Origin of the sequence: Marinococcus halophilus (assembly GCF_900166605.1) — a bacterium.
Lineage (GTDB): Bacteria > Bacillota > Bacilli > Bacillales > Marinococcaceae > Marinococcus > Marinococcus halophilus.
The window spans coordinates 568,032-594,519 of record NZ_FVZD01000006.1; the positions used below are offsets into that span (position 1 = coordinate 568,032).

The 26,488-nt window shown below is 48.7% G+C and carries 31 protein-coding genes; 30 read left to right on the plus strand and 1 reads right to left on the minus strand.

Going from position 1 to position 26,488, the window contains the following annotated elements; translation table 11 throughout:
• Nucleotides 1-79 precede the first annotated feature (79 nt).
• The 10 genes from B5066_RS09030 (at nt 80) to B5066_RS09070 (ending at nt 6,874) form a co-directional block, all read left to right on the plus strand.
• Nucleotides 80-520 (plus strand): terminase small subunit, encoded by a 441-nt coding sequence (locus B5066_RS09030; protein ID WP_079475604.1) that lies wholly within the window; start codon nt 80-82, stop codon nt 518-520.
• Nucleotides 510-1,793, plus strand: a complete 1,284-nt coding sequence (locus B5066_RS09035) for a PBSX family phage terminase large subunit (protein WP_079475605.1) — start codon at nt 510-512, stop codon at nt 1,791-1,793. Before B5066_RS09030 ends, B5066_RS09035 begins: the two co-directional genes overlap by 11 nt.
• A gap of 12 nt (nt 1,794-1,805) precedes the next feature.
• A complete protein-coding gene (locus tag B5066_RS09040) occupies nt 1,806-3,281 on the plus strand; it encodes a phage portal protein (RefSeq protein WP_079475606.1) in 1,476 nt (491 codons plus the stop codon).
• On the plus strand, nt 3,278-4,222 hold the full coding sequence (locus B5066_RS09045; protein WP_079475607.1) for a minor capsid protein: 945 nt from the start codon (nt 3,278-3,280) through the stop codon (nt 4,220-4,222). Before B5066_RS09040 ends, B5066_RS09045 begins: the two co-directional genes overlap by 4 nt.
• A 17-nt stretch (nt 4,223-4,239) precedes the next feature.
• Nucleotides 4,240-4,419 (plus strand): hypothetical protein, encoded by a 180-nt coding sequence (locus B5066_RS09050; protein WP_079475608.1) that lies wholly within the window; start codon nt 4,240-4,242, stop codon nt 4,417-4,419.
• Nucleotide 4,420: 1 nt separating this feature from the next.
• Nucleotides 4,421-4,582: a hypothetical protein gene (locus tag B5066_RS16705; protein WP_179124072.1), complete on the plus strand. Its 162-nt coding sequence runs from the start codon at nt 4,421-4,423 to the stop codon at nt 4,580-4,582.
• 111 nt (nt 4,583-4,693) lie between these two features.
• A complete protein-coding gene (locus tag B5066_RS09055; protein ID WP_079475609.1) occupies nt 4,694-5,269 on the plus strand; it encodes a capsid assembly scaffolding protein Gp46 family protein in 576 nt (191 codons plus the stop codon).
• 13 nt (nt 5,270-5,282) lie between these two features.
• Nucleotides 5,283-6,194, plus strand: coding sequence for a phage major capsid protein (locus tag B5066_RS09060; RefSeq protein ID WP_079475610.1), 912 nt, complete (start codon nt 5,283-5,285; stop codon nt 6,192-6,194).
• A gap of 141 nt (nt 6,195-6,335) precedes the next feature.
• Nucleotides 6,336-6,542: a hypothetical protein gene (locus tag B5066_RS09065; RefSeq protein ID WP_079475611.1), complete on the plus strand. Its 207-nt coding sequence runs from the start codon at nt 6,336-6,338 to the stop codon at nt 6,540-6,542.
• The gene (locus tag B5066_RS09070; RefSeq protein WP_079475612.1) at nt 6,542-6,874 is read left to right on the plus strand and encodes a phage head-tail connector protein; all 333 of its coding nucleotides are present in this window, start codon (nt 6,542-6,544) and stop codon (nt 6,872-6,874) included. The genes B5066_RS09065 and B5066_RS09070 overlap by 1 nt, the downstream gene beginning before the upstream one ends.
• A gap of 86 nt (nt 6,875-6,960) precedes the next feature.
• Here B5066_RS09070 and B5066_RS16710 read toward each other — a convergent pair whose 3' ends face one another.
• On the minus strand, nt 6,961-7,125 hold the full coding sequence (locus tag B5066_RS16710; protein WP_179124073.1) for a hypothetical protein: 165 nt from the start codon (nt 7,123-7,125) through the stop codon (nt 6,961-6,963).
• Nucleotides 7,126-7,172: 47 nt separating this feature from the next.
• Between B5066_RS16710 and B5066_RS09080 the strand changes: the two genes are divergently transcribed.
• The 20 genes from B5066_RS09080 (at nt 7,173) to B5066_RS09175 (ending at nt 26,200) form a co-directional block, all read left to right on the plus strand.
• Nucleotides 7,173-7,523 carry an HK97-gp10 family putative phage morphogenesis protein gene (locus tag B5066_RS09080; RefSeq protein ID WP_079475614.1) on the plus strand — a complete coding sequence of 117 codons (351 nt, stop codon included), beginning with the start codon at nt 7,173-7,175 and terminating at the stop codon, nt 7,521-7,523.
• A gap of 4 nt (nt 7,524-7,527) precedes the next feature.
• On the plus strand, nt 7,528-7,920 hold the full coding sequence (locus tag B5066_RS09085) for a DUF3168 domain-containing protein (RefSeq protein WP_079475615.1): 393 nt from the start codon (nt 7,528-7,530) through the stop codon (nt 7,918-7,920).
• 12 nt (nt 7,921-7,932) lie between these two features.
• On the plus strand, nt 7,933-8,550 hold the full coding sequence (locus B5066_RS09090; protein WP_079475616.1) for a phage major tail protein, TP901-1 family: 618 nt from the start codon (nt 7,933-7,935) through the stop codon (nt 8,548-8,550).
• A 73-nt stretch (nt 8,551-8,623) separates the two neighbouring features.
• Entirely contained in the window at nt 8,624-9,076 is a 453-nt protein-coding gene (locus tag B5066_RS09095) for a tail assembly chaperone (protein ID WP_079475617.1), read from the plus strand.
• 95 nt (nt 9,077-9,171) lie between these two features.
• Nucleotides 9,172-9,468 (plus strand): hypothetical protein, encoded by a 297-nt coding sequence (locus tag B5066_RS09100; RefSeq protein ID WP_079475618.1) that lies wholly within the window; start codon nt 9,172-9,174, stop codon nt 9,466-9,468.
• Nucleotides 9,461-13,291, plus strand: a complete 3,831-nt coding sequence (locus B5066_RS09105; RefSeq protein ID WP_079475619.1) for a phage tail protein — start codon at nt 9,461-9,463, stop codon at nt 13,289-13,291. The genes B5066_RS09100 and B5066_RS09105 overlap by 8 nt, the downstream gene beginning before the upstream one ends.
• Nucleotides 13,292-13,306: 15 nt before the next feature.
• Complete coding sequence (locus B5066_RS09110) at nt 13,307-14,236, plus strand: phage tail domain-containing protein (RefSeq protein ID WP_079475620.1); 930 nt, start codon at nt 13,307-13,309, stop codon at nt 14,234-14,236.
• Nucleotides 14,237-14,248: 12 nt separating this feature from the next.
• Entirely contained in the window at nt 14,249-16,150 is a 1,902-nt protein-coding gene (locus B5066_RS09115; protein ID WP_079475621.1) for a phage tail protein, read from the plus strand.
• Nucleotides 16,151-16,165: 15 nt separating this feature from the next.
• A complete protein-coding gene (locus B5066_RS09120) occupies nt 16,166-16,432 on the plus strand; it encodes a hypothetical protein (RefSeq protein ID WP_079475622.1) in 267 nt (88 codons plus the stop codon).
• 42 nt (nt 16,433-16,474) lie between these two features.
• Nucleotides 16,475-18,313 carry a sialidase family protein gene (locus tag B5066_RS09125; protein WP_179124074.1) on the plus strand — a complete coding sequence of 613 codons (1,839 nt, stop codon included), beginning with the start codon at nt 16,475-16,477 and terminating at the stop codon, nt 18,311-18,313.
• A gap of 147 nt (nt 18,314-18,460) precedes the next feature.
• The gene (locus tag B5066_RS09130; protein ID WP_079475624.1) at nt 18,461-18,967 is read left to right on the plus strand and encodes an acyltransferase; all 507 of its coding nucleotides are present in this window, start codon (nt 18,461-18,463) and stop codon (nt 18,965-18,967) included.
• 86 nt (nt 18,968-19,053) lie between these two features.
• Nucleotides 19,054-19,338, plus strand: a complete 285-nt coding sequence (locus B5066_RS09135) for a hypothetical protein (protein ID WP_079475625.1) — start codon at nt 19,054-19,056, stop codon at nt 19,336-19,338.
• A 19-nt stretch (nt 19,339-19,357) separates the two neighbouring features.
• Nucleotides 19,358-19,756: a hypothetical protein gene (locus tag B5066_RS09140; RefSeq protein WP_079475626.1), complete on the plus strand. Its 399-nt coding sequence runs from the start codon at nt 19,358-19,360 to the stop codon at nt 19,754-19,756.
• 1 nt (nt 19,757) lies between these two features.
• Nucleotides 19,758-20,927: a peptidoglycan recognition protein family protein gene (locus B5066_RS09145; RefSeq protein WP_079475627.1), complete on the plus strand. Its 1,170-nt coding sequence runs from the start codon at nt 19,758-19,760 to the stop codon at nt 20,925-20,927.
• Nucleotides 20,928-20,940: 13 nt separating this feature from the next.
• Nucleotides 20,941-21,228, plus strand: a complete 288-nt coding sequence (locus B5066_RS16715) for a holin (protein WP_179124075.1) — start codon at nt 20,941-20,943, stop codon at nt 21,226-21,228.
• A 210-nt stretch (nt 21,229-21,438) separates the two neighbouring features.
• Complete coding sequence (locus B5066_RS09155; RefSeq protein WP_179124076.1) at nt 21,439-21,951, plus strand: Panacea domain-containing protein; 513 nt, start codon at nt 21,439-21,441, stop codon at nt 21,949-21,951.
• Nucleotides 21,944-22,567 (plus strand): hypothetical protein, encoded by a 624-nt coding sequence (locus tag B5066_RS09160; RefSeq protein WP_079475630.1) that lies wholly within the window; start codon nt 21,944-21,946, stop codon nt 22,565-22,567. The genes B5066_RS09155 and B5066_RS09160 overlap by 8 nt, the downstream gene beginning before the upstream one ends.
• A gap of 428 nt (nt 22,568-22,995) precedes the next feature.
• Nucleotides 22,996-23,187, plus strand: a complete 192-nt coding sequence (locus B5066_RS09165) for a carbon storage regulator (RefSeq protein WP_179124077.1) — start codon at nt 22,996-22,998, stop codon at nt 23,185-23,187.
• An 84-nt stretch (nt 23,188-23,271) separates the two neighbouring features.
• The gene (locus B5066_RS09170; protein ID WP_079475632.1) at nt 23,272-24,492 is read left to right on the plus strand and encodes a flagellin N-terminal helical domain-containing protein; all 1,221 of its coding nucleotides are present in this window, start codon (nt 23,272-23,274) and stop codon (nt 24,490-24,492) included.
• Nucleotides 24,493-25,402: 910 nt separating this feature from the next.
• Nucleotides 25,403-26,200: an SGNH/GDSL hydrolase family protein gene (locus B5066_RS09175; protein WP_179124078.1), complete on the plus strand. Its 798-nt coding sequence runs from the start codon at nt 25,403-25,405 to the stop codon at nt 26,198-26,200.
• The last annotated feature ends 288 nt before the right edge of the window (nt 26,201-26,488 follow it).

Consider the following 26,488-nt stretch of genomic DNA (forward strand, 5'->3'; position numbering starts at 1 on the left):
GTGTCTTGAATACGGGCTGTAAAGAGGAGCACGAGGTTCCTGGCCCGTATTGAGGATATAAAGCTAAGGAGGTGAGAGGGTGGCTAAGTTAACAGAAAAACAACAACGATTTGCGGATGAGTACATTCGTACTGGCGATGTGATGCGATCATATATGAATGCCTATCAGAATGTAACAAAAGAAAACTCAGCTAACGCAGGAGGAAGCAGACTGTTAAGGAATGTTAATGTCCGTTCGTATATCGACAAGCGATTGGAAGAACTCAAAAGCAAAGCCATCGCTGACCAGGAGGAAGTGCTATCCTATCTCACCTCTATCATGCGTGGAGAACACAAAGAACAAGTACTCAAAGGCATTGGTATGGGCGAGCAGATGATTGCTGACATGGATGTGCCCGCAAACCAACGTATCAAAGCGGCAGAATTAATCGGTAAACGATACGGCATCTGGACCGAGAAGCATGAGGTAAAAGACATCACTCCGCGCTTTGTGGAGGATGTGCCAGACGATGACGACTAAAGCTATTTCGCAGAAACAGCTTATCGGAAAAGGCTACAACCGCTTTTGGAACAACAAGCAGTTCTACCGGGTGGTCAAAGGCTCCCGGGGGAGCAAGAAAAGCAAGAATACGGCGCATAACTTCATTCAGCGGATCATGAAGTATCCGTGGGCGAATCTGCTCGTGGTGCGCCGCTACTCGAATACGAACAAGCAATCGACGTATACGGATTTGAAATGGGCGGCTTCCCAGCAGGGGGTCGCTCATTTGTTTAAGTTTAATGAATCGCTCCCGGAGATTACCTATATGCCCACGGGGCAAAAGATTCTCTTCCGCGGCCTGGATGATGAACTGAAAATTACCTCCATTACGGTGGATGTCGGCATTCTATGCTGGGCTTGGTTTGAAGAAGCCTATCAGATTGAGAATGCTGAGAAGTTTCGGACAGTCGTGGAATCGATTCGGGGGAGCCATCCTGCTCCGGACTTTTTTAAGCAGGTCACGGTCACGTTTAACCCGTGGAGTGAGCGACATTGGCTCAAGCCGATGTTCTTTGATCCGGAAACGAGAGAAGCGGACACGTTTGCGACGACAACGACTTTCCGCGTCAACGAATGGCTGGATGCTGTGGACGTGGCACGTTACCTCGATCTGTACCGCACGAACCCGAGGCGGGCACGCATTGTGGCGGACGGGGAGTGGGGCGTGGCGGAAGGGCTGGTCTTTGAGAACTTCGAGGTCAAGGACTTCGATAAATTAGCCAAGCTTAAAGAGGTTGGGGAAACAACCCACGGCCTTGACTATGGCTTCACACAGGATCCGACCGCTATTGTATCCAGCATTGTAGATATGGAGAACAAAGAGCTGTGGATCTATGACGAGCACTACGAAACCGGTATGCTTACGCAGGATATTTATAAAGCCTTGGAACAAAAAGGACTGCTGAAAGCATCCATCACTGCAGACAGTTCGGATGCACGAACGAACGCTGAGTTGAGAAACATGGGCGTGCGCCGCCTGCACCGGGCGATCAAGAAAAAGGACAGTATCATGCATGGCATTCAATTCCTGCATGGCTTTCGGATTTATATTCATCCATCGTGCGAACATGCCATTGAAGAATTTAATACCTATCTGTTCGATCAGGACAAAGAAGGCAACTGGCTGAACAAGCCGATTGATAAGAATAACCACCTCATCGATGCGCTCCGGTACAGCATGGAACGCTACCACATTACCGATAAGCGCGATGAGCAACAAACCTACAACGCCATGAAAGCATTCAAATTCTAAGGAGGTGGTCTTGTGACAGACAGCGTAAACAACTTTGAGCGCGACCTTGACGTTAGCCGCTACCGTTTTGGCAACAGCCGCTTTGACCCGGAAGCGAATCTGGATTATCGCTTAACGAGTCTGAGTGAGCTCACACCGGAACGACTGGCAAAACTGGTCGAGCATCACCGGAATAAGCAGCAGCCGCGCCTGAAAGAGCTAGAGGCCTACTACCGGGGCGACAACAAGGAGATCCTGCAACGCTCCAGCCGCCGGACGTATGAAGAGGATGCGGACCACCGAGCGACACACAACTTCGCTCGCTACGTAAGTACGTTTATTCAAGGTTATTTAGCTGGCGTGCCGATCAAGCCACAGCATGCGAAGGAGAATGTCACCACATCCATCGAGCAGACGGACAAGGTAAATGACGCGGAAGGCTTGAACAGCGACCTTATTCTCGATTGTTCTATTTTCGGCCGGGGCTTTGAGCTGTTTTACCGCAACTTTGAGGACAAGAACCGCGTGTCCCGCTCGGATGCCAAGCACACCTTCGTGGTGTACGACACGACCGTAGACATGCGCCCGTTAGCCGGGGTGCGCTACAAAGAATGGACGGACGAGAACAACGCGCCGTGCATGAGCGTGGAGCTGTACACGGATACACGAATCATCAGCTACCGCGTGGACCAGCCGGCAGATATTCAGCTAAAAGAAGAAAAGAATATTCCGCATGGCTGGCAAACGGTCCCACTGAACGAATACCGCAACAACCGCTACCGGCAGGGTGACTTTGAGAACGTGCTCAACTTGATTGACCTGTACGATGCCGCGCAGTCGGACATCGCGAACTACATGACCGACTTGAACGATGCGTTGCTGAAGATTACCGGCAATTTGAACATGACGCTGGAACAAGCCGTTGCTCAGCGGAAAGCCAAGCTCTTGTATCTGCAGCCGCCGGTCAATGAAGAGGGGCGCGAAGGACGGGCAGACGCCGATTTCATTTACAAGAAGTATGACGTGCAGGGCGTGGAAAGTTACAAGGACCGCCTGCAGGAAGACATTCACAAGTTCACGAACACGCCAAACATGAACGACGAGAACTTTGCCGGGCAGCAGACGGGCGAAGCCATGAAGTACAAGCTGTTTGGCTTGGAGCAGGTGCGGGCGATGAAAGAGCGCTTGTTCCGGCAAGCGATGATCCGCCGCTACCGTATTTTTGCGAACATGAGCACCAAAGCGAAGGACGAAAACGCGATTGATCCGAACGAGGTGAACAATATTGACGTGGTATTCACGCCGAACCTGCCGAAATCGCTCAGTGAACAGCTGGAGCAGTTCATGAAAGCCGGCGGACGCCTCAGCCAGGAAACCACGTTCGATCTGATTCCATCCATTGTGAAGGATAAGCAGGCTGAAATGGAACGCTTGCGCAAAGAGGATGAAGCTGAAGAAGCTCAGTATGACAAGGAGGACTTCTCCGGTGTGGGGAGGGACAACACATGAGCATGGATGAGCAAAGCTACTGGGAAAGCCGGGAACGAGAGAATCTGAAGCGGGAGAACATGAAGGATGAGGAAGTCATGCAGGAGATGGAGCGCATCATGCGGACCGCCGTGGAGGAATCCGAGAAAGAGATTGATCGGCTGTATGCGAAATATGCGGATGATAACAACCTCACGCGGGCAGAAGCGTTGCAAACTGTGAATGAAACCGATGTGGAAAGCTATCAGCGCACCGCTGCCCGCTACGTACAGGAGAAAAACTTCTCGGACCGGGCGAATCGGGAGCTCAAACGCTATAACGTGACCATGCGCATCAACCGGGAGAAGCTGCTCAAAGCACAGATCAATGCGCACCTGATTGCAATGGCCGTGGATCAGATCGGCGTGCTGGGCGAATACCTGAACAACAGTTTTTATCGGGAAATCGAGCGACAGGCCGGCATTCTCGGGCAAGCGACGAGAGTAACGCTGGATCGGGTGCAGGCGATTGTCGGTGCATCGTTCCAGGGAGCGACCTGGAGCACGCGCATCTGGAACAACATGAAGCAGCTGCGCATTAAGTTATTTCGTACGATTACCAATGCGATGACGCGGGGCGTGCATCCGTACAAAGACATCGCGACTTATCGTCGGTCTTTCCGAGCAAACACCGGGCAGATCAAACGGTTACTCATCACCGAGACCGCTCGCGTGCAAATGGAAGGCCAGAAGCTTTCGTATGAAGCAAATGACGTGAAGCAATACCAATACATCGCCGTGATCGATAATCGCACCACAAAGACGTGCCGAGGCTTAAACAAAGAGGTCTTTGACGTGGCAGATATGAAGCCGGGGGTCAATGCGCCGCCGATGCATCCGAACTGCCGCTCGAGCACGATTCCTTACATTGGCGACTGGCGCGAATCCTTCTTTGCAGAACGAGAAGGTCGTTATACCTTTTAGGAGAAAGGCGGGATCACATGGCAGATCATGAAAAACGACAAGCGGATGCACTGGAACACATTGCCACGCTCTTAGAAAGTATTGACCGGAAGCTCGAGCACGTACCGGGAAAGAAACCACCGGATCGACCGAAACCACAGAAGGAAAAAACGCCGGCTCAGCTGGAGCAGGAATTTTACAACAAGCAGGAGGGATAGCATGGACCAATGCAAAACATGCGCGCACTACAACGCACTCATGCCGCATCGCACCGAGCCACAGGGACGCTGTACGAACGAACACACGCCGATCCATCCAAACAGCAATGTGAAGCCGAACTTTGGCTGCATCCTGCACGAACCAGCAACGAAAACCGAATAACGCACTCTCTGCTTAGCGGAGGGTGATTTTTTTATGGTCCAGAACGTGCGGAGGACGCTAAAAGCTGCATGGAGATTAGCCGACGGGCGTAAAACGGTAGGAGGGTGAATCATGGCGGAAGAAAACACGAATGCCCAAGAGCAAACCGAGCAGACTACTAGCAATGAAACGAATGATACCAATACAGAAGAACAACAGGAAGCCAAGTTTACGCAAGAGGAAGTAAACAGCGCTGTGGAGCAACGCTTGAGCCGTGAACGCAAGAAGCTCCAGAAGGAAATGAAGGAGCAGATCGAGCAGGAACGGCGTGAAGCGGAAGAATATGCCCGCCTCAGCGAAAAAGAAAAGCAGGAGAAGGACTACGAGCGCCGGCAGAAGGAACTGCAGGAACGCGAGCAAAAGCTGAATAATCGCGAACTTCTGGGAGAGATCAAAGACGATCTGCATGATCAGAAGCTGCCGCAATCGTTTGCTGAGACCCTGCTTCCGCTGAACGACAGCGAACAAATCAAAGCTACCATTCAGTCGCTCAAGAAAGAGTGGGACGCTTCGGTGAACGAGGGCATTCGCGAAGGGCTCCGGCAGGAAACGCCAACCGACACCACAGGCAGCGGCACCACGCAAGGCGCATCGAACTTTCAGGACGTTGTAGCACAAAACGCTGAGAAGTTCCGCAAATTTAACTAAGGAGTGAGAAGGAATGCCAGAACAAACATTTAACCCGCAAAACGTCCTCATGAGTGACATGAAAGAAGGAGCGGTGCCGAAAGAGTATGGCACGCTGATCCTGCAGGACGTGCAGGCTAATTCAGTAGTTATGCAGGCGGCTCAAAACGAACCGATGACCAAACCGGAGAAAGAATTCAGTTTCCTGGCGAATGGACCAGGCGCTTACTGGGTGGATGAAGGCGAACGTATCCAAACGAGCAAAGCGGAATGGCTCACAGCGACCATGCGTGCGAAGAAACTGGGTGTAATCCTCCTGGCGACACGCGAATACCTTCAGTATACGATGGCGGACTTCTTCACAGAAATGCGCCCGCAGATCCAGAAAGCGTTCCGCTTGAAGTTTGACGAAGCCGCGCTGCTGAACACGGACAATCCATTCGCGCAGTCGCTGGAACAGAGCATTACGACGACTGGGAACATCGTTACTGGTGATCTAAACGCATCGAACATTCTGAAAGCAGAGGACTTTGTAACAGATAACGACTTTGATCCAAACGGTTTCATTTCTAAGTCGCAGAACCGTTCTCTCTTGAGAGATGCAGTTACAGGCACAGACGCCGCTCCGGTTTACCTGTATGACCGCAACGCGAACAGCATTGACGGCCTGCCGGTGATTGATCTGAAGTCGTCGGAAATGCCAAAAGGACGCCTGTACGTAGGTGACTTCGATCAAATGCGCTACGGCATCCCGTACAACATGAACTACGAGCTTACGACGACTGGACAGATTTCCACAATTACGGATCAGGATGGCAACCCGATCAACCTATTCGAGCGTGAAATGATTGCGATGCGTGCCACGATGGATGTTGCTTTCATGGTGACGCAAGACGAGGCGTTCGCCAAAGTAGAACCTGCCGCTGAAACAGAACCAACAGCGTAAAAACTAGAGACCAACAATTAATTGAAGGAGGTCTTTCCAATGGCGAAAGGTAAGCCGAGCAAAGGCACCAACAAAGACATGCGGCTGAAACAGAATAAAAAGACCAAAGGCCGTAAGAAATCCAAGTAAGGAGGGCTTTTCATGGATTGGCGCAATGAGTTCAAAGTGATCAAGCGATTCCGCGACAAAGAGAACGAAAGCAAGGTCTGGGAAGCGGGCGAACCGTATACGCGCACCGGTGAAGGGAAGAAAGCCCGTATTGAGGAACTGGCGGGTAAGAACAACGCTGCCGGCGAACCACTCATTCAGGAAGTGGAGCCTGAACAGGAGGAAGAAGGCGATAGTTGATGCGGGAGGATGTCAAAAAGCTCTTAGGCATCACGGATACGCTTCAAGACGCGCAGATTGATTTAATCATCAAGCATACGCAGGCATGGCTGACGCTATGGTTCAAGAACAACACGGACTTAACCACCGTCCCGCCCGAAATTGAATTTATCATCGTTGAAGTAGCGGTCAAACGCTTTAATCGCTTAGGCAGCGAGGGAATGTCAAAAGAAAACGTGGAGGGACATTCCGTGACCTACAAGGACGACGACTTTGCAGGCTATATGCATCTGTTATTCGGTTATCTGCCGGACACCAGCGGCAAACAGCCGGGCTCGGTGATGTTCTTTTGAGGTACACTTCGCGAATTACCCTCTACGAACTCGGAGATCTGCAATATAATCCTCAAACATCCAAACAGGAGCGGCAGGAGACGCCGTTAGGGAGTTTTCCCTGCAACACCTCCACGCCGGGCATCGAAACGCAACAGGCGGTCTTTGGCAGTGTTGAGCGACAGGTACTGATTGCCCGCTTTCAGCGCCCCCTCCAGGTGATAGCGGACGGGGCCATGATCGGGCAACAGAAGTACAAGATCGTTCGGCATCAGGATTACCGCCATGACGGCGTGCTGTACCTGGAGGCGGTGAGTGCATGGTAGATGGCTTCGATGAACTGATCGCTCACCTCGAATGGATGGAAGAAAACATTGAGGACGATGTGAACACCATCACGAAAAACAATACGATGGAACTGACGGGCAACACGATCAAGAACGAGCGGGCACGCTTTGACCGGGGCTATTGGACCGGATTCACGGCGCGTAACACCACGACCGAGCGCATCGAGTCCATGCACTACGAAACGCTCGTGAACACGGATTACGCGGCTTACCTTGAATATGGCACCAGGTACTACACCGGGGCGACCCGCTTTTTGTTCGACATGGTTGTGATGCAGCGCCAGCAATACTACGCCGATCTCAAACGGCTGGTCGAGGGGTGAGCGCATGCCGAAAAATCCGAAGCAACAACTATACGACAGCATCTTTGCCGGGTCCCTGGGACGCGGCTTTTATACGGTCGATACGATGCAGGCCCAGCATGGCGATCCGCCTTACCCGTTTGTTCATATCGGTGAAGTGATCGGCAACGACATCCGTGACAACAAAGACGTAATCCGCGGGGCGTTTGGCATCACCGCTCACGTGTGGGCCTTAGCGAACGACCGCGGCGCGTTCACGGATATGGTGTACCAGTTGGAGAACGTCATTCGCTATCAGCGGCAAATGGATGGATTCACTGTGAAGAATATATCGCTCAACAGCAATGAGCTGCACGACGACAGCACAAGCACGTTGTTGTGGCACGGGACGATCAGTGCTGAATTTGAAACCATATAAGGAGGAATCACTATGACGCAAAAAGCAGGCGACGGCAACAAGGTCATTGCGTATTTCCGTGAGTTTGGTGCAACAACAGCATGGAAAATGCTTTTTCAAACAGAAATCGAAAACGCACCAACGCGAGATCGGGAATCGACGCCCACAAAAGATGGCGGGGTTAGCTCCAGTGCTTCCCTGGAGGATGAAGTGACGGTGACTGGCATTCGGAGCTACGACTTCGATCAGCACATCCGCTTCAAACTTTCCGTGCGGGATGACATTAGCTATGAATTGTGGATCGTCTACATGGAGAAAAGCAAAACCGGTGCAGATGGGACCACGAAGGAATATTTCGCGGAGTATCGCCAAGGCTATATCACAGAATACAGCGGGACCGATGGCGCGGAAGATAACCCGGAAGTGGAGCTGACGTACTTGCCGGAAGGCAAATACCAGATCAACTACACGCCGATTCCAGCGCAGGACGAGAGAATGCTTAACTACGTCTTCCAGCGCATGGATGACACCGCGGCCTCGAACGCCACCGAAGAAGACAAAGCGAACGCCAATAAACCGTTGGAAGAGTATTTCACTTCGGATAGCTCGGAAACAGAAACATCGACCGACGATAGCACGCCAACGGCATAAAGCAGCTTAGGGGAGGGGGCGAACCTCTCCTCTTTTTTATGACATTCTGAATGATTACGAGGAGGATTTTTACATGCATATCAATTACAAAGGCAAAGACCTTCAACTGAAATTTAACCTTACAGCCATTCGCCAGATCGACAAAACCCTTGGGTTCGGCATGGATGACGTGCAAATGGGCCAAGGCATCGGAACGTTGGTTCCTAACTTGGAATCCGGCAACATGATTGCAGTAGCAGCGGCGGTAGAAGGCGGCCTTGCTCACTTGAAAAAGAAATTTGGCGCGGCTTATATCCCGTCCGATGATGACGAAATGTTTGATTTGCTGAACGATGTAGCAGAGCAGCACGGAGGCGATCTCCAACCATTCGCAGACGAGATTTTAGATGAACTGGGAAAGCAACCCGCAACCCGTTCGATGCTCAGCGAGGAGCAAAAAGCGAAGTACAAAGTGGAGGAAGCACAGACACCAGTAACTCATCAAGAGACACCGATGACGGAAGCGACAACGCCAATGAACTCGTAACGTTTGACGACTTTATCAACTATGCCATTTGGAAGTTCCAAGGCATTTATCGTCCCGATGAAGCGGAAGATTTAACCCTGTATGATTTCTATCAAATGAAGCGAGCAGCGGAGAAAAAGGAAGTTGAGCGGGATTATGATTTGCGGCGGCTCGCCTGGTACAGCGAACGCGAGGTAGGGGCGACCAAAACCATTGGCACTGGTAAGAACCAAAAGGAAGAATACCGATTTAAACAAATGGACGATTGGTATGACTACGAGGATGCATTGAAAACGCTGGAGTTAGGCTGCTCTCCGAAAGAAAAGACGAAAAAAGCCAAACAATCGAGCGCGCAGTCCTTGTTTGCGAGCGTTCAAGAATTCTATCGAAAGGAAGGTGAAGAACATGGCTGATTATAGCGTAAGTGCGGAGGTCAAAGCGAATATTGAAAAATTTCGTCGTCCCATCCGGCAGGCCAAGAGCATTATTGAAAATTACAAGCGTCAGGTAGAAAGCGTCAAAGATGCAAAATTGACTGCCGATGCCAGTAATGTGGTACGACAGAGCGCCGTAGCTCGGGATCAAGTGCGAAGGTTCCAAAACATGAAAGCCTCCGGCGTGCTAGATGTCACGACCCAAGCGCTTAAACGGAAATTAGCAAGTGCGCGAACTAGTCTGGCAAGTTTCGGCAAAATCAAACGATCTGCCACGGCTGATTTTAATATTGGCGCTGCAGCAGCGAAAATTGCGGCACTTAAAGCCATGCTTCGCAGCATACCGAACAAAATACGGAGCCGAGCTGAAATGGATCATCACCCGTTCATGGCAGCGTGGGCAGGTTTGATGGCGGCGACGGATCGTTTTGATGATCGCATGGCGCAATTAGCGAAGTCGATTCACTCGTTTGGTATTGTGTTTGCTAACCAGATCAAAGGTGCCGTTATTTCTAACATCACCACAGCTGTACCGATCATTGCCAGTATGGTGCCAGCCGTTATGGCGGTAGGGAATGCCCTGGGCGTAGTTGGAAGCGGAGCATTCGCATTAGCGTCCTCGTTTGGCGTAGCTGGTGGAGCCGCTGTGGCATTTGGGGCGGCGGCTGCGCCAACTATCCAGTCGATCATTGAAGGCACGGCAGCAAGTACAGCCGAGAACGTGAAGGCCATGCAGGTGCTCAGCACACTGAAAAAATCATGGCAGGGCGTTGTGGATACAATAGCGCCGGAAGTAGCGCTGGCGTTTGCTAATGCTTTGCAGGGAGTCAACAGCGCCGTTCAAATGGCGATGCCGATGTTCAAGGGCATGGCGACAGCGGTGGTTGGGTTAACCTCGCAATTTAAGCAATTCATGGCCACGTCGCCGGTAGCTAAGTCCTTCTTTCAGTTCATGGGTTCATCGGGCGTAAGTATCTTCACCTCGCTCGCTCAGGCGGCGGGACTGTTTGTGAAAGGCCTCATGCGTCTGACCGTAGCGTTCGAACCGCTCATGTCTTACGTATCGAACGGGCTCAAGAACATGGCAGCGCAGTTTGATGCGTTTGCAGCCCGAGTGGCTGATTCGCAGGGGCTTCAGACATTCATTAACTATGTCAAAACGAATCTGCCGCTCATCGGGCAAATCTTTGGCAATACATTCATGGGCATCATTAACCTGTTTAAGGCGTTTGCCTCGAACAGCTCCACGATCTTTGCAGCGTTAGCAGAAATGACCGCTCGTTTTCGGGAGTGGTCGGCTTCCATTGGAGAATCCAAGGCGTTTCAGCAGTTTATCGACTACATCACGACCAATGGACCGAAAGTGATTAGCTTAATTGGCAACATCACGAACTTCTTAATTGCGTTAGGGGTCGCGCTGGCTCCTGTCGGATCGGCGATGCTTTCCGTAGCCAATGCGGTGCTTCCGGTGCTTACTAACTTCCTACAGTTGCATCCAGTGGTTGGGTTGATTATTGGTGGGCTTACGGTGCTCGCAGGAACATTTATGATGCTCGTTCCGGCATTGATTCAGGTAGGAACGTTCATCGGGCCACTATTTCAACAACTCATGCGTTTCAAAATGGTTAGCACAGTTGTGAATGGAGCCATGATGGTCATGCGCGCAGGCATGCTCACGCTGTTAGGCCCAGTCGGCTTGATTATTGCAGCCGTCGCCGGTCTGGCGATAGCCATCATCATGTACTGGGATCAGATCAAGGCAGGCACGATTGCTGCGTGGAATGCCATTAAAACCTTCCTCATGACGATCATGAACGCATTTGGTGTGGACATTCGCGCGGTCTGGCAGTCGATCGTCCAGTTCTTTGTTGGCATTTGGCAGCAAATTAAAGCGGCCTTCATGACGGGTTTGCAGCCGCTTATTACGGCGGTGAAAGAAACTTGGGCACAAATCCAAACCGCCATTCAAACCGCGATGCAGACCGTCATGCAGTTCATCAACGAAATATGGGCGCAGATCAAAACATTCTGGAACCAGAACGGACAACAGATCGTTCAAGCAACGCAAAATTTATGGAACATGATCACGCAGGTCTTCCAGGCGGCTTGGGCGTTCATTGGTCCGATTGTACAGCAAGGATGGAACTTACTGAAACAAATCTTTAGTTCCAGCATGCAGGTCATGGCGCAGGTGGTCCGTACCGGGTGGTCCTTGATCCAAACCGTGTTCCAAACGGCATGGACACTCATATCCGGCATCGTGCAGGGCGGCATTGACGTTGTACTCGGCATTGTGAAAGTCTTTGCTTCGCTCTTCACGGGCGACCTTCGAGGCATGTGGGAAGGCGTCAAAATGATCTTCCGGGGCGCATTAACCGCCGTACAGGCGATTTTCAAAGCCGGATGGCAGTTGCTTACAGGCATCGTTAAAGCCGTATGGCCGTTAATCACGGCTGCACTCCAAAGCGGCTGGGAGTCGATTAAGCAGTTATTCCGTTCAGCAGGCGCGGCCATTAAGCAGATATGGACCACATTCTGGAATGCGTTGAAATCCGTGTTTGGCCCAATATTTAACGGGATAAAAAATGCTGTTACGAATGGTTGGAATGCCATGAAGCAGCGGACACAAACGACGTTAAATGCGATAAAACTTGTCGTAACAACTGTATGGAACGCAGTGAAAAACGTAGTCGTGACCGCGGTCAATGCGATCAAACAGCGAGCGATTACAACATGGAATGCGATTCGTACAGGTGTGACTGCCGCAGTTAATGGGCTGAAATCAGCGATTACTTCTGCCTGGAACGCTATTAAGTCAGGCGTGTCTTCAGCGGTAAATGCAGTGAAAAACGTGGTGACGTCCGTATGGAATGCGATCCGAAATACGATCACTAATGTCATGAAGACGGTGAAATCAGCAATAACAAATGCATGGAATGCCATTAAATCAGCAGTAACGAATGCGATTAACAATGTTCGGAGTGCAGTAACCTCTGGATTCAATACCGTCCGCCAAATCATCAGCACGGTCATGAATACCGTAAAAGCGCTCATTAATGTGGCTTGGAAAGTCATTAAGCAAGTTGTAAAAGGCGCCATGCAGATCCTTCAAGGAGATGTAAAAGGCGGATTCAATCGTATTAAGAGCGCGATTCGAGCTGGGATGGAAATTGCCAAGTCATTAATCCGGCAAGCATGGAACCACATCAAAGCGCTGGTAGGTAATGCGCTGAGCAACCTTATTTCTCGAATAAGCAAAGGCATGAGCAATGCTGCTTCTCGAGTGCGCGAAGGTGTAACCAACATGGTGAACCGCGTGAAATCATTTGTGAGCAACTTTGCCAGCGCAGGCGCCGACTTAATCATGGGCTTAATCAAAGGGATTAAACGCAAAATTGGCGCTGCGGTAGGCGCTGTGAAAAAAGGTGCAAAAAGCATTCTAAAAGGAGCGAAATCAGCCCTCGGGATCAATTCCCCGTCGAAAATATTCAAACAATACGGCGGTTGGCTGATGGATGGCGCAGCTATTGGTATCGACCGAAACACCAAGCGGGCGGTCCGTTCGACCGCAGGAGCAGCCAAACAGATGACCAAAGCGTTCAACCCGGCGATCGGTACGGACATCGACGCCAACATGAACAACTTCAAGAAGTCGCTGCAAGGAAAAGTACAGCACCAGGTCAATGTATCGAACGATGCTCCGCGTCCTAGCGTTCGCGTCTTCGTGGATGGAGACGCCGAGTGGATCAGGGCGCATGTTAACAGCCGCAATGCCGACGAAGATGTCATGAAGAAGTTCTAACAAGGAGGTGACGCGATGGATATGGAAATCATACGCAAAAATGGGGAGTCGCTTTTATTGTCAGCAGCAGGGGTCCAGGTAGATGACTTCAAGCCGCTTTCGATTGAACTGGACGCTACGTACGAAACGATCCCCGGCGTGCATGGCCGGTTGGATGGCGGAGCGATGTACCGAGCACGAACCATTCAAGTGCCCATTCACTTTGTGGCTTATGACTTGTTGGATGTGCCCCTGCAGCGCAATGCCTTGTTCGCTATATTGAACAGCAATGAACCTTTTTATATACGCGAACTCCGTCGCCCAAACAAATGGCAGTATGAGTTCGCTCGAATCAACGAACCTCCGAGCCAAAAACCCCAAACGGAGGACGTATATGTGAGCGGCACCAGGTACTGGGTGCGAATCGCCAATGTCATTGAGTTTGAACAGACGGAAAAAGATGAAAGTCGCTATGTCGAAGCACAACTCGAATTCGAAACCGTCGAAAAGCCGTTTGCGGAGTCCATCGGCACCACCGGCGACATCATCGACGACAACGGCGTGCTCATGGATAGCGAATTGTGGGCGATTGGCATGAACCTGAATACGGAGAAAGGTGCGGATCGGTACAAGCATACCGCAAGCACACACCGCGTGTGGAGCCCGTGTGACGTTCCCATTGACAGCTTCACCTATGACTGGGAAACGCGCATCACGGCAAAGGAAAGCATCAGCCAGCTCACCTTCATCGATGATTACGGGCATGAAATGATCATTGAGCGAAGCATCCAGAGCGGCGATGTCATCAGCATTTCGCGTGGCATGGTGCGCATGAACGACAGCGTGAACATCACCAGCGATGTGGTGCGCAAAGACTACCCGGCCATGCGACCCGGGTGGAACACCTTTCAAATTTTAGGCGGAAGCGTAGAAGTGCTCTACGACTTCCGTTTTTATTATCAGTAGGGAGGGATCGCCGTGGACAGTCCCACATTATACGTCATGAACGCCGCGGGCGAGCAATTCCCTGCGATGGCTGAAACCACCGTGACTGATGGATTGAATGAAGACAAAACGTTATCCACACTCTTTGTAGAAAATGAGGTCAACGAGGCTTTTATTGGCGACTTGGACAAGACCTGGTACGTGGGCGGCGTGGAAGGGCCAGCGGATGACAAGCTCTGGAAGGTCACCATTCCCCGCTTGCGAAGCTCCGGCGAGCGCCGGGTGGTCAGCGTCCAAGCACGGCTCAAATTCATTGACGACATGGATAATGACCGCATATATGAACGCTACGACGAGTCGATGACAGCGGCTCGTTTTTTTACGCTCTTGTTTGACGGGACGCCGTACACATTCCAATTCCAGGGCTCGTTCGCTTCTCAATCATGGGAAGGGTTGTTCGACGGGGAAAGCCGCTTAGAGAGCTTTCAGCGCGGCCTGGAGCGCTACGAGATGGAATACGAGCTTTTGGGCAATCAGGTGTATTTGCACCCGCGTATTGAGCGAGAACAGCCGTATATCATGCACCGGCGCCTAAATGCCTCGGACATCGAAAAAGAAGAAGATGCGTCCGAGTTTTGGACATATGCGCGAGGCTTTGGCGATTACGAAGGCGAAGCCGACTCCGGCGAAAATGGCGGCGTAACCGAACGAGCAAACCTCGTTCGAGAATACGAATCGCCGCTGGCCAAAGTAGTTGGGCGCCGGCATGCACCCCCGGTGAAAAACGGAAACATCACGCAAGTGGCAACGATGGACGAAGCGTTAAAAAATGTGGTGGAGCAGAGCGTCAAAGTAGCGATCACCAATGAATTTCATGTGCTGAAAGGCTATCCGTACGCCAAGCCGGAAAACGGCGACGTGATTACCGTCATTGATGACGTGCTGCAGTACGAAGCGCAGACGCGCGTGACCAAAATTGAAACGGTGCGGGACGCGGTAGGCAAGATCCTCAGCCAAAAAGTCACCAACGGCGGGCAAAACATCAGCGAACGCCAAAAAGCACAGCTAAACGCCGCCGGTAAGTTCATCAGCGACCTGCAGAAAGGGCGCAAAACAATCCCGTTTAACTTTCAGGACGGGGCGTCAAAGCTGGCGACGAATTTGCTGTTAGCCGCGCGCACGGAAGTGGATTTTACCACGCAGGGACTTGTGCTTACGGATAAAAGCAATCCGAATCTAGTAACACTCGTTAATTCGGCGGGCATTGGTATCAGCGAAGATGGCGGGCAGACCTTTCGAGACGCTTTAACCGGCGCAGGGCTTGTAGCCGATGTGGTCACGTCCGGCACATTGAACACTCACCTGGCTCGCATCATGGGCACCGACGGTATCTTTATTATCGATGGCGATGAATTATTCTCAGTGGATCCAGACAACCCAGATAAATTTGTTCGTATCACTCCCGGCAACATCCTCGTCAGAGGTGGCGGTGCCACGTTCCTCCGCCCCGACGGCTATGCGTTCCTCGTAGACGGCATCGCGCGACAGAACATGCTGGTGGACATCCAGCGCGTGTATCCGAATGGCACGGAGTTTGACGGATACCGCAACGTGTCCACGCAACAAGTCATTAAAGACGTGGCACGGCTGCATTTTAAGCATGACTTCCGCTACCTGCACGTGTACGTATCACACAGCTCGGAGTATTCGCAGACGGAGTGCATCATGACGATCGAACCGCTGGGTTTTGGCGAGCCGTTGGCGGAATTACGCACCAACAATGTCGATCAGACGGACTATGCCAACGCCGAGAGTGTCATTGTCGTGGATTTAGGCGTACCGGATGGATCACGCCGGAGCTTATGGCTGCGATTCCGCAGTTCGAGCGGAAACTTTGTGAAATGTGCGTGCATCGGGGCATGGGGCAATGGATAAGAAGGAGGCGTGACGATGCTATTATTTTGCAATACGGATAAAGAAGGCAACATCCAAGGGTCGCTCAAAGGCGAATTCGTGGTGCCCGACCGGCAGTACGACCACTTTTTTTACATGCAGGAGGATATTGCAGACGTGAGCCAATACCGCGTAGCGACAGACGGCAATGGCACGGTCCAGCTGGTGCCAAAAGAACCGTCGGCAGAGGAAGAAACGGGTTCAACAGAAGAAACGAACGATACGCCAATGCTGGTCGAAGGCGAACCAAAGGAGGCGGAATAGATGACGAGGTTTCCATTATTACGTTTAAAAGAGCCTAAGATTATGATTCGAGAAGCGCGCATTATTGATAATGAAAACTTTAAGCAAATCAATGCGTGGCAGGGCGGATTGCAGGAAGTGGAGTTACTCACGGAAACATCCAAAAAGCAAAGTGATCTGGCGGCATCGACGGCTGAGGAAGCCAAACAAAAAGCAGATAATTTGCGGACGGAAATGAACGGAATTGTAAAACGGGAAACGGACTCTGACGCCATGAGCCGGCAAGCAGCTGTCAATGCTTCCGGGGAAGATAAAGAAGACTTGAAAGTGCGTTTGGATGACGACTACTATTATCTTAACTCTAAAACCGATCATACCCAAAGGCACATGGGGCATTATGAATCCTTTTCCTTTGAAGTGAATGATTTAGAGTCGGATTATTTCAGAATTCCAGCGGCTGTAAGAACCAACGATGGCACTATGATTAATTTTGTACAAGCTCAATACAGTGGTTCGAGTGATTATACCCATCAAGACGTAGCTTTTTCTAAAAGCATGGATAACGGAAAGACATGGGAAGATAAAAAAATAGTTATTCAATCTACGAATACGGATTCTCGCTTGCTCAATCCAACGGTTTTTTATGATGAAGACGAAAACAAAATCCTCTTGATTGCCACGGAAATTTTTAACACGGATCATAGCGTGGTATGGTGGAAAAACACAGACGATATGTGGGATACGTATTTATGCGAATCATATGACAACGGCAATAACTGGTCAAAGCGGAGTATCAAAGATACCTTAATTGCCAGCAGGCAAGAACATTGGACGGTGTGTATGCCGGGGTTAGGGTCGGGCATCAAAATGGACGATGGCACGTATGCGTTCGCTATGGAGATCGGGTACGATGACGGGACAGAGGACAAGATACTCAACACTCTGATGTATTCCGCGAATGTAACGTCATGGTCTTTAAGCAACCCTACTCCTGAATTAGGAGATGAAGCAAATGTCGTTTTATTAGATTCAAATAGAATACTCCTGAACGCCAGAAACTATGGGACACGCTCCCCGAAAATGAGAAAGATTTTTTATACTGATGACATAGGGGAGACATGGAAAGAGCATGTTACGCACCAAACGATCCCGGAAAACCGGGCAACGATGGGACACACGCTGTCAATTGATATTGAGGGCGAACATTACGTCTTGTTTTCTCATATGCAAAGCGCCGATACCTCCCGTAAAGAACTAGGGATCAGTGTATTAAGTCACAGCGAAACACGGTGGTCGAAGGTGGAGGTGGTCGAGAAGGAAGAATACCGGGGATACTCCTTCTTAGTTCATAACTCCCATTTTCCAAATGAACTGTATATCGTGTATGAGAAAGACGGCGACATTATTGTGAAAAACATTAGTTATATGCTGGCTACCATCAAAGCTGTAGTGCGGGCTACCGTGCAAGAAAATGAAACAAAAACCACCATCCCGTTCCTCCATATGGGGTATAGTAATGAAACTTCTGTCGGCACAGAAGGCTATCATGTGTTGGCGTATGATACAGTAACAAATGATTCAAGTGGCGACAGCTTCACGTTAAATGCAGACGGGTCGCTCACTATCGAAAAGGCAGGGGTATACATGTTTAATGGTCTTGTTACCTTCCGAGATGTGCAAAACACGCCTTTTGTAAATCAATTAGAATTATTTACGAATGGGAGCGCCTCCCGGCGGTTGAACTTAAATGAATTTGCATCAGATAGCGGCCATACCCCTATCAACTTTGTGGGGTATTTTTCCGCCGGAACGGATGTGGAAATCAGATTAAACACCAACGAAGCTGGGACGCTTCGAGGCAGTGACCGATACAATTATCTTACCGTGGTTAAAACAGGGTAAGGAAAGTGAAACGTGTAATGCAAAGGGTTAGTCAACAACTTTAGAACTACCCCCCTCTGTAGGACAAAATTATAATCTTTAAGCGAAAAGTAGCGAACCCTCCCTTTTTCATGTACGTTAGAATTAACGCATAAGAGGGGGAGCGATATGAAACGAACAATAGTAAAGCTATTCAAGCAAAAAAGACGGGACTATCACACCAACAAAGCCAAAAAAACAGTAAAATCGTTTAAAGAACCTTTACATGTGAATTTTGACTCGTCCTTTACCTCTCACACATCAATGGGGAAGAACACGCATTACAACGGGATGTCGATTCAGGGGAAAGGTAACGTCAACATTGGCGACAATTTCCATTCTGGCAAAGAGTGCATGATGATCACCGAAATCCATAACTATGAAGGTGCGGCTCTTCCGTATGACAACACCTATATCACCAAAAATATCAATATTGAAGATAATGTTTGGCTGGGAAATAAAGTGTTGATATTAGGGGGAGTAACCATTGGAGAAGGAGCGATTATCCAAGCGGGAGCTGTGGTCGTTTCGGATATTCCGAAGTTTGCTATCGCCGGAGGGAACCCGGCGAAGGTTTTTAAATACAGGAATGTAGAGCATTATGAGAGATTAAAAACTAACGAAAAATTTGTATAACGAGAAGGCGTCTCTGCGGAGGCGTCTTTTTTAATGCCCGAAAGGAGGCGAGCACATCGATGTGCAACGACTAGGGGGTGGGGGCGATGGATAACGACAAAAGCAACTGGCCGCCGGAGTTTCGCCAATGGCGCACGGAGGAGCAAGTCCGCAAGCACGGCAAGCGAATCGACGACATGGAGCAGCAGATCAACGACGCGGACACGGGCATCCTCGTCCGGCTGAAACGCGCGGAGCGGGAAATCAAGCGCTGGATGGATCGCGAGAACTGGTGGAAGGGTATACTGAACAAAGTCATCGGCACGGTGCTTGTCACCACGGTCATGGCGGTACTAGGGCGTCTGGGAACTTACCTCTGGACGCTTTTTTAATGGAGGGAGGAAGAGGCATGTGAGAAACGTACCCATTTTTGAAACGTTCATTCTGGTGCTCATGGGACTGGAAGCGGTGACGCTCGTGTCATTCGATGTTTTCACGCCACGCTCGGAGTTTTATCAACTCATGGCCGGCATCATGCCACAGGGCGCATGGGGGCTGATGTGCTTTCTGGCGGTCTTCTGCCAGAGCATCGGCCTGCTGTTGAACATTCGCATCTTTCGCTACATCGGACTCGGCATCAGCGGAACCTTTTTTGTGTGCCTGTTTGTCATCAACACGTTTGAGTTTCCGAACCTAATGACCGGCATTTCAGCGGCGCTTGCCGTCTTCTGCTTTGTGTCCTGGTCATTTGTTCGAAACACCGACACGGTGCAGTCCAGCACGGACGATATTATGAAGGAGGAACATTAATATGGCGCATTTTGAATCACTGGCAGAGATTAAGGACATCCGAGGCAAAACAGCCAAGAAAGGCTATTACAGCCGACCGCCCTTGGGTAAAAAGCGGAGCATTGCGATTCACCACTCCCTCACGACAAGCGGATCGAGCGCCGCCTTTGCCAATTACCACGTGAAAACACTGGGCTGGCCGCGCGTGGCGTACCACTTTGTCATTCGCAAGGACGGTACGATCGAGTGGAACCACAGCCTCGATATTAAATCCTACCACGTGGGCAACAGCAACGAAGAAGCCGTTGGGATCTGCCTCGTGGGAGACTTCCGCACGCAGCACCCGACGAAAGCCCAGCTCCGTTCGCTGAAGAAACTCGTGACGGAGCTCAAAAAAGACCTGCCGAGCTACAAAGTCACCAAAGGGCACAACGAGTATCCGGGCTATGCGTGGAAAGCCTGCCCTGAGTTCGATTACAAAGCAGCACTGAAAGCCAAAGTCAGCAAGCCGAGCGGCACGAACAACGAACCGCTGCTCCAAGCAGGCGATACGTTCAATGCGGTCAAGAAACTCCAGCAAATGCTGTTAGCCACCGGAGAAAAGCTGCCGAAGTATGGCGCAGACGGTGACTTTGGCACCGAAACGGAGCAGGCAGTCAAGTCCTTCCAGAGAGCACAGAACATCACGGTGGACGGCGTAGTCGGACCAGAAACGTGGGAGCACCTGAACAAAGCGATCAGCAAGGACAAGGACTGGAAGAACAAGCTCGCCGTCGTTGTTGCGGATGTGATGAACGTGCGTCACTCCCCGGATATGGCCGACGACGCCATTGCGGGACGCGTGAAGAAAGACGAAGCGTTCACGATCATTGATAAGGTGGTCGCCTCTAACGGTTCCACAGAGCTCTACAAACTCAAATCCAACCTCTATATTAGTGCCCATGAGGACTATACGGAATTGAAAGACGTACCGGAGCCGGAGCCGAGAGACGAGCTCGTCATCATCACCCACGAAGGCGGACTGAACGTGCGTGATCGACTTTCCTTTGACGATGACGCTGTCGTCGGGCAAGTCCAAAAAGGCGAAGCGTTCACCATTGCCGATACGCACGAGGTGGACGGCACGCCAATGTTCGAACTCAAGTCCGGGCTATTCATCACAGCGCACGAAGAATACGTCAAAGTACGCTAAAGGAGGTGAGAGCATGGAGATCAGTACCGAGTTTCTTCTATATATGTCGTTCATCGGTGGCGTGAGCACGGCGCTCATGCAGCTGCTCAAAAACGCGCTGACGCTGCCGAAGAAGTATGTGCCATTACTAACGCTTGGTCTCGGGGTGTTGCTGGCGCTCATCCCATTCCCGTTTGTAGATGTAGCACTCGCGGAGCGGATATGGGCCGGCGCTCTATCCGGCTTAGGTGGTACAGGCATATTTGAAGCGATCCGTCAGGACAAGCAGGGCAAGACGAAGGAAACGAAAGCCGTCGGCTAGGCTGGCGCACGAACGTCGTACACTTTCTTATCGAAGCCCGGGTGCCGGCAAACATCCGGGTGGGTACATAATAATCGCCTAATTATATATACCTATTTAAAAGAGATGATAAAATTATTATGATTATATTACTACATAAAAGTATGGTTTACTTTGTTTTTAAACGAGGTCTTTTTAGGGTATAGTTAAGTAGTAACGGAGGGGATGGATATGCAAACACCATTTACTGGCCAAGCCATTTATAATGTTCATGATGTTGCCAGGTATTTGCATTGGCTAAAACGCAACAAGGGCGAGGAATTATCACCAATTAAACTTCAAAAGGGTCTTTACTTCCTTTATGCTTTTTATGGTGCTATCTATGATGTAGATGCAAAAGAAATGGAATCAGAAGGTTCGAACAACCTTTCGACTTTATTTGATGCTGAATTTGAAGCTTGGCAATATGGACCGGTTATAAGAGATGTTTATTTTAGAAATAAAGATAACTCTTATGATGAACTTTCTATACGAGCTTCAGTAGAAACAATAAGACAAAATCCTGAAGCTAAAGCTTTTATTGACGAAATGTTTGAAGAAATTAATTCCGTTAGCGATTTCACGTTAGTAGATAAAAGCCATGAAGATCAAGCGTGGTACAAAGCCTTTAAAAATAATCAAGATGTTATTGATAATGATTATCTTATCCGCGAATACGTTGTAAAGGTAAAAGAGGATGAGTAATAGGCGAAGAGATCCTGGTAAGTTAATGGGTAAAAGGCTAGGCCAAGATTTAACCGCTTCTAAAGACACGATAAGTGATAAGATAAAAAAAAGATTTCACAGAAAACACGGTTTTGCAGAAAGATTTTTTGATAACCAACTAGATATTCATTTTGCTAATGAATATGTAAAGCGGTCAGAATTTGATGAAGATATTAAATTCACTAACCACATTAGCAGATCAACTGACAGAGCTAAAATTGATAGTGTGAAAAAGCTTTTTTTAGATGCCAATGCAATTGATACTGATGGTACTGAAGTGCAATTAACTGATCCTAAAATAGAAAAATGCATTGGCTTATATTATCAAATGGATGACGAAGATAAAGACAATGTTTTTAAAGCACATTTAACCTTATCTTCAGATAACGAATCAGGAGTTCGTGTTTTTGGCATTGCTAGCCTAAGGGAGACTGAGGATAAAGCGAAACTTTCTATAAAGATTGTCGTAATCGATTTGTTTCATTTAGTTATACCCAGTAGATATAATGGGTATAGCAAGGAAGAGGCTGAAAGGGTTAATTTTAACCAAAATAGAAGCAATAGAATTTGTATCAGTAGTTTGATTGAAAATTGATTTCGAGACCTTTATTGGGTCTCTTTTTTTGTAGCTTACATATGCCTAAAGTTATATCGATCACTAAGAAACGTCAACAGCTTAAGCTAAACCATCAGGAACCTTGTATTTCACTCTTAGTGAGCAAATACGACGTTTTCCAATCTTTAAACTTCTGGATATACTAAAGTAGTTCTTTCCCTAAAGAACACTTCGTATTCGTCTAGTATTCTATTTCTCCATCTAAGACAAGGTAGCATCTCCCACACTGTTCTACTTGTCTCCAGAAACAGCCCTGCCCTTGAGGGCTGTTTTTTGGTTTATTAACCCTCATATCCCTTCCTGTTAACCCACCTAAAAATAAATTTCCAACTTTTATAAAAAAAGCTAAACATAATAAATACGCCTCCGATAAAAGGAGTAGAACAAACATTCAAGGAGGAATGGAAATGCCATTAGCATTAGGAGTCAGAGAAAACGAGCGTATCTTTATCGGAGACGATATCGCCATCGCGGTAGTAAAACAAGAAGGCGGCTATACACGTGTCGTAATCGATGCTCCCAAGGAGAAGAAAATTGTTCGCGAGAAGCTCGCAGAAGGAGATTTGCGAGAGAAGCTGCTGAATCATCAGCAGGACTAACATCGATACTTATCCCATAGGGATTTGTATATATAAGGGGCCATAAGGACGTGACCCCAAAAACACATAAGGAGCGTGTAAAGAATGATTATCAACCACAACTTAGGTGCCATGAACGCTCAGCGTCAAATGAGCGCCAACCAGAACAACATGAGCAACTCAATGGAGAAATTGTCTTCCGGTCTTCGTATTAACCGTGCGGGTGACGATGCAGCTGGTCTTGCAATCAGCGAAAAAATGCGGGGACAAATCCGTGGTTTGGAACAAGCAAACCGTAACGCTCAAGATGGTGTATCTATGATTCAAACAGCAGAAGGAGCTTTGAATGAAACCCATAGTATCCTCCAACGCCAAAGAGAATTAGCAGTTCAAGCTTCCAACGATACCAACACTCAGACCGACCGGGAAGAAATCCAAAAAGAATTTGATCAGCTTGCTGAAGAGATCGATCGTATTTCCGGACAAACAGAGTTTAACACGAAGAAATTGCTAGCTGGTGGAGAAGGTGCAGGAGGCAGTTCGTTTGGAACTACTGACACAAATTTAGGAGCGGCTCTTACTCAAACTACTGGAGAAGCTGCTGATAGTATATCTTTGAAACAAGAAAACGCCTATGCTGCTGATGGTAGCGTAACGAGTGTTACATTCACAGCAGAGGATGGGGATGGTAATACTGATAATATTACAATTAATGTTGGCGACCTTAGTACTTCAACCAGCGAGACATTAACTGTAAATGGAGTAGATTATACTCTGGACGCATCTGGCGCTAATGTTGATGCTGATGCCACTAAAGATGCCACTGATACCGCAGTTGAAATCGGTGTAGATGAGTATACAAATACTGCAAGCGCCGGTGGTTCTAATGAAGCTTCTTTTAGTTTCCAAATTGGTGCTAATACGAACCAAAATATGGATCTCACAATCAAAAAAATGGATACTAGCACGTTGGGGAGCGCTTCAGAAGAAATTAGTACTCTGGTTTCTGACCAAGGCACAGTTAATGGAGCACTAACTACGCAACAAGGAGCTAACGATGCTATTGCTAGTTTGGATAAAGCCATTCAGCAAGTATCCGCTGAACGTTCACAACTTGGTGCAAATCAAAACCGCTTAGAGCACACTATTAACAACTTGGGAACATCTGCTGAAAACTTACAATCTGCTGAGTCCCGAATCCGTGACGTAGACATGGCAAAAGAAATGATGAACATGACCAAAAACAACATTCTTTCCCAGGCTTCGCAGTCAATGCTCGCGCAAGCGAATCAACAGCCACAATCAGTACTTCAATTACTTCAATAATTACCTTAAGCAGCTCTCGTGGAGGGCTGCTTTTTGTTTTGATTAAAATACAAGTTGCAAACATAATTGCAAACTTAACGATAAAATAGAAAAATACGCTATCGGGAAAAATGCCTGAACACCTCAGCTGCTAGCACGTTTGCAATTCAATCAAATACGCCATGAAAGTTGATAAAACAGGCTTTTATTGGCTGGCAGCCAAGAGGTCAGCGGTTCGATCCCGCTAGGCTCCACCATACATACTACATCAGCGGCGCCCGATTTGAGGTTTTATTCTCATGCCAGGCGTCGCTTTTTGTTATTAGATAAAACGGAAAGATACACGTATTCTTATAGGTTGGGACCATTTTAAAAAAAGGGGAAGAAAAGGAAAAAATTATTACAATGTAACCGCTAATTATTATTTAATTACTTTTTTTAGTTACAAAACTTGCTGTTTGAAACCGGGTAAGGTATTATATATTCATTCCAAGATACATAACACGCCAACGACGCCGGTTTGAGGGATAATCCTCGGCCCGGCGTCGTTCTTTATTTTAGCAGTATGCGCTCAGGCTGGCATACTCAGCTTATTTATAGTATAAGTTTTCATTGGACAGCGGAATCGACGCATGACAATTCTCGCATGGCTGTTCATTTCCGGGAACGCTGGAGTCAGTGCTTAACGTTTCAGGCGGCATTTGAATGGAGGCTGTGTTTTCATGTCCGCATTCGGGGCATTTTACCATTAACATTGATTATTCACCTCGCTTTTTAAATAGTTTTCCCGGCGCCCGGGCGGTTATAACTTCTGTTATAAGAAAAATGTGATAAATGAGAATAACTGATTCTTTGGACCTTGTAGGAGGGCTCTGGATGTATTATGCTGTATTCAATTCTTTATCGAAACTGGCATAAAGGAGTGCGACAGATGAGAAAAAGATTTATACTGCTGATTGCAGCAGCTGCAGCTGGAGGCGTCTGGATGCTTGTTTCTTCAAACGAAGAGTCTGCCCCAGAAAAAACAAAAGCACCGGATGAGGATCTTTCTGAACTGGATGAAATGGATGTGTATTCGTTTCTAGAACACCGCCTGCATACATATCATGCGTCTACTGTAGCAGTTTTTGGATCAAGTGTAGCTGCCGGTACCGGTGCGGATCGCTACAGCGAATCCTGGGCCGGGCGTCTGGAGGAAAGACTGCAGCACATTACTGATGAGCAGCAGCATGTAGAGTTAAACAATCATGGAGTAGATGGTTATTCCTCCGAGGATATGCTGGAGCGGGGAGTGGTCGAAGCCGAACTTTCTCAAGAAGTGGACCTTGTAATTATTGAGACGGGAATATTAAATGATTTTTACCGGAACATTTCTCCGAACAGCAGCATTGACAACATTCACCAATTGATTCAACAGGCAAGGGCAGAGGCTCCGGACGCCGTAGTAATAGTTATGAATCCCAACCCGGCGATTGCTTATGAAAATGGAGAGCCGGAGCTGGATACAGAGTACCAGAATTTCGCGGGCCAAATTGCAGAAGAATTGGAGGGTGAAGAAGGTATCTTATTTATAAATGCCTCTATGCCTTTTTATGAAAAAGCAGATAACGGCCGGGAGATGGAAAAGTATATTGGTGACGGCATTCATCCAAACAGCGAGGGATACCAGCTTTGGTATGAGCACATGAACGCGTATTTTGAAAAGACACATATACAGCAAGCACAGTAGGGCTTTCCCGTAAGCTTATCTAAATATATAGCGCGCTGCAGTCGCAGCGTGTTTTTTTATGTGCCCCCCCTAAAATTGTTTACAAATGCAATTAGTAGATTAAAAGGGGGCGTCCGCATTCTTGCATAAATAAGGAAATGAAAAACAAAGTAACAGCCGTGGGCTCTGGATAGAATTTTGGGAATATGTAGGTCCAGATTCAGAGAAATTCCTGGGATTTTGCGGCCGAAGGATGTGTGCAAAAAGTACTGTTTTGGGAAGAAAACGAGAAAGCAGATCGCCGCCGTT